Source organism: Frankia sp. R82 (genome assembly GCF_023716925.1).
In the GTDB taxonomy this organism is placed as follows: domain Bacteria; phylum Actinomycetota; class Actinomycetes; order Frankiales; family Frankiaceae; genus Frankia.
Genome location: NZ_JAMQQG010000227.1, coordinates 1 through 3,632 on the forward strand (window position 1 = coordinate 1; position 3,632 = coordinate 3,632).

Annotated in this window: 3 protein-coding genes; 1 reads left to right on the top strand and 2 read right to left on the bottom strand. The window is 73.0% G+C overall.

What is annotated here, in order from left to right; genetic code table 11:
• Window positions 1-224: 224 nt before the first annotated feature.
• Window positions 225-392, bottom strand: a complete 168-nt coding sequence (locus tag ND747_RS18910; RefSeq protein ID WP_251735059.1) for a hypothetical protein — start codon at window positions 390-392, stop codon at window positions 225-227.
• 331 nt (window positions 393-723) lie between these two features.
• The gene (locus ND747_RS18915) at window positions 724-1,290 is read right to left on the bottom strand and encodes a recombinase family protein (protein ID WP_251735060.1); all 567 of its coding nucleotides are present in this window, start codon (window positions 1,288-1,290) and stop codon (window positions 724-726) included.
• Window positions 1,291-1,435: 145 nt separating this feature from the next.
• On the opposite strand from ND747_RS18915, the gene fxsT reads away from it, so the two are divergent.
• The coding region (fxsT, locus tag ND747_RS18920) for an FxSxx-COOH system tetratricopeptide repeat protein (protein WP_251735061.1) at window positions 1,436-3,632 on the top strand (2,197 nt) is incomplete at its 3' end.

The window sequence follows — 3,632 nt, forward strand, 5'->3', positions numbered from 1 at the left end:
CAGTGTCCGCCATGTCAGTCATGATCGTCATCGGGTGTTCTCCCTGATCAGGGTCACACCGTTACTCGTACAGTCCCTCCGTGGCGGCTCAGGTCGCGACCTTACTCGAGGCAGATCGGTGCGCAGGGAGGCGCCGGGTGACGGCGGAGCCGGCCTCGTAGGCGACCAGGATGGCCGGGGCGCCTCAGTGGTACTGGTCGGTATCGATGAGTCGGCCACGCAGCTCAGTGCAGGCGGAAGGCTTCTTCGGGTGGGGCGTCGAGGATGCGGGCGAGGTCGTCGCCGGTGATCCACCCGCCGGCGGTCAGTTCGTCGAGCTGGCCCGCGGGATCCGGGTGGCGGCGTAGGTCCGTGTCGGTGAGGTTCGCCTGTCCGTCGCGGGCGGCGCGCACCGCAAGGGTCCGGGCGTCGGGGCTGACGGGCAGGGTGGTGGTGAAGGCGACGTAGTTGGCGGGCGACGGCCTGGGGGCCGGTTAGCCGCGGCCGGCCCGGCGAGGCCTTGGAGGCGGCCGGTGCGGCTGCGGTGGTGGTCACGGGCGTCACGGGCGCGCTCCCTGCTCTGCGACACCCCGCCTGTGGAGATCCGGGACGGGTGGGGTCCAGCTTGCCAGCCGGGCCGCGGTGCTCTCCTGGCCGGTGCCACAGCGAGCCCGCACCCGTAGTTCTGTGGATCCGAGTGCTGGTAGGTGCCGGGGATGTCCGAGCTGTGTCGGTAGAGGCCCCTCAGGGTGGAAGATGATGCGTGGCGTGCCTGTCCTGGTGCGCACCGACGTCAGGCTTGGCCGTGTGCATCTGGGCCCGGATCGGGTCTCGGACGGCGGCGGTGGTGTCCGCGCGGCGGATGACGGCCTGCACGGTGGATGCCTGCCACGGGGTTCCGCCTCGTGCGGTAGGCACGCCGTCGGCGGTGAGGGCGCGGGCGATGGTGGTGAGGCCGTCGCCGGCGGTGTGGGCGGTGAGGATGCGGGTCACGATGGGGTCGGGGATGCGGTGCACGGTGCCGAGTTGGACGCCGGCGGCGCGGCGGATGGCGAGGGCGTCGCGGGTGCGCTGGCCGATGAGGCGCCGTTCGTACTGGGCGATGACGGCGACGATCGGGGCGAATATCTCCCCGGCGGGGGTGGTGAGGTCCGCGCCGATGTCGAGAACGTTCAACGCCCAGCGGCTGCGCCTGGCGTGGTCGAGCAGGGTCGCGAAGTCCAGGGTCGAGCGGCTGATCCGGTTGACTTTCGCGGCGACGAGGACGTCCGTCTCACGTAAACGATCTATGTCACGCAGTGTGAGATGCATCCTTTGCCGCTTTCCGATCACTAGGCGTGTCGAGGGTGAGGGTCGGGCCCGTCATCCGCGGGTCGGGGCGGGGTGGCGGCCGGGGCCTGTTCGCTGTGCGGCGGGGTTGTGACGTTTCGTGGCGGTGGTGGCAGGGTGGGTGGCTATGAGCGCGGGGGATCAGACGGCCGGCCCTACCCCGCCACCGGCGGCGGTGGCGGGTGGGGTGGATGTCTTCGTGTCGTATACGGGGGCGGATCAGGGGTGGGCGGAGTGGGTGGCCTGGCAGTTGGAGGCCGCCGGCTACACGACGCGGCTTCAGGCGTGGGATTTCGGGGCCGGGTCGCATTTCGTCAGCGAGATGCACCGGGCGGCTCAGCGGGCGGTGCGCACGGTCGCGGTGCTCTCGGCGGCGTATCTGTCCTCGGCGTATGCCGAGGCGGAGTGGCAGGCCGCTTGGGCGCGGGATCCGTCGGGTGCGGATCGCCGGCTGCTGGTGTTTCGGGTCGAGGACTGCCCCCGTCCGGGTCTGCTCGCCCAGCTGGTCAGTGTCGACCTGTTCGGTCTCGACCGGGACGCGGCGGCCGGCCGGCTGCGGGCCGCCGCCCGCGGACAGCGGGGTAAACCCACGGTGGAGCCGTCGTTTCCCGGTGACCCCCTCGCGACAGCGCGGCTGGGAGTGGAGCCGGGCTTCCCAGGCCGGTTGCCCGTGGTGTGGGGGTCGGTGCCGGCGCGGAACCTGCTGTTCACCGGCCGCGACCCTCTCCTCACCGCCTTGCATGACCGGTTGGCCGGTGGCGGGCGGGTCGCGGTGGCGGGGTTGCAGGGGATGGGTGGGGTCGGGAAAACGCAGCTGGCGGTGGAGTACGCCTGGCGGTATGCGGCCGGTCTGGATCTGGTGTGGTGGGTCGACGCGGAAACCACGACCGGATTGGAAACCGGCCTGGCTGAGCTTGCCGGGGTGCTGGGGGTCGGCGAGGGGGATGTGCCCGCGCGGGCCCGGGCGGCGCTGGTGGCGTTGGGCCGCCGCCAAGGCTGGCTGCTGGTCTACGACAACATTCCCGACCCGCAGACCCTGGCCGGTCTGCTGCCCCCGGGCTCGGGGCGGCTGCTGGTGACCAGCCGGGACCCGGGGATCCGCCGGGTCGGCGTGGAGCTGGTCGAGGTCGGCGAGTTCACGCGGCCGGAAACCGCCGCGCTGCTACGCCGTCATGTTCCGGCTCTGACCGATGCCGAGGTGCGGCGGGTGGCGGAGGCGGTGGGGGATCTGCCGTTGGCCGTGGAACAGGCCGGCGCCTACCTCGCCGACACCACCATGCCCGTCGGCGTGTACCTCGCCGCACTCGCCGCCACCCCGACGGTGCTCCTCGACGACGACACCCTGCACCACCCCGGACTCACCCGCACCGTCACTCTGGCCGCCGACCGGCTCGCCGCCCTGCACCCGCAGGCCGCCCGGCTGCTCGACCAGCTGGCCTTCCTCGCCCCCGAACCCATCCCACTGACCAGCACCAGCCACCCCGACGACGGCGCGCTCGTCATCGGGGAACCGCAGACGGCCTATGGGATGCTCGCCGCGATCCGCCGCCTCGCCCTCGCCACCACCAGCAGCACCAGCGGCACCGACCCGGGCACCCCCACCCCTACCGCTGGCAGACCCGATTCGGGTGCGGCCGCGGGCCGGTGGCGGATACACCGCCTGGTCCAGGCCCTGCTGCGCGCCCGCCTCACCCCCACCCAGACAGCCAGCGCGATCAGCGGCGCACTGGACCTGCTCGCCACCGCCCACCCCGGCGACGCAGAAAATCCGGGGGACTGGCCTGCCTACGCCACCCTCACCCCCCATCTCAGCGCCGCCGCCGGCCACCTGGCCCAGACCGGCGTCGCCGAACCCGACGGATTCCGCCGGCTGCTGGAGCGCACCGGCTGGTATCTGCTGCAGGCCGGGCAGGCCGGCGCCGCCCGCACCCTGGCCACCCCCACCCGCCAGCGCTGGACCACCCACCCCGGCCCCGACCACCCCGACACCCTGGGCATCACCACCACCCTCGCCGCCGCCCTCGCCGACCTCGGCGACCCTGCGGGGGCGCGGGTGCTGGCCGAGGACACCCTGACCCGCCGGCGGCGGATCCTCGGCGACGACCACCCCGACACCCTGGACTCCGCGAACAACCTCGCCCTCACGCTGGCCGACCTGGGTGATCAGGTGGGGGCGCGGGAGCTGGCCGAGGACACCCTGGCCCGCCTGCGGCGGATCCTCGGCGACGACCACCCCGACACCCTGACCTCCGCGAACAACCTCGCCCTCACGCTGGCCGACCTGGGTGATCAGGTGGGGGCGCGGGAGCTGGCCGAGGACACCC

Excerpts from the sequence above, each read along its gene's own strand:
- ND747_RS18915 (WP_251735060.1), bottom strand. The coding sequence starts at position 1,290 with ATGCATCTCACACTGCGTGACATAGATCGTTTACGTGAGACGGACGTC.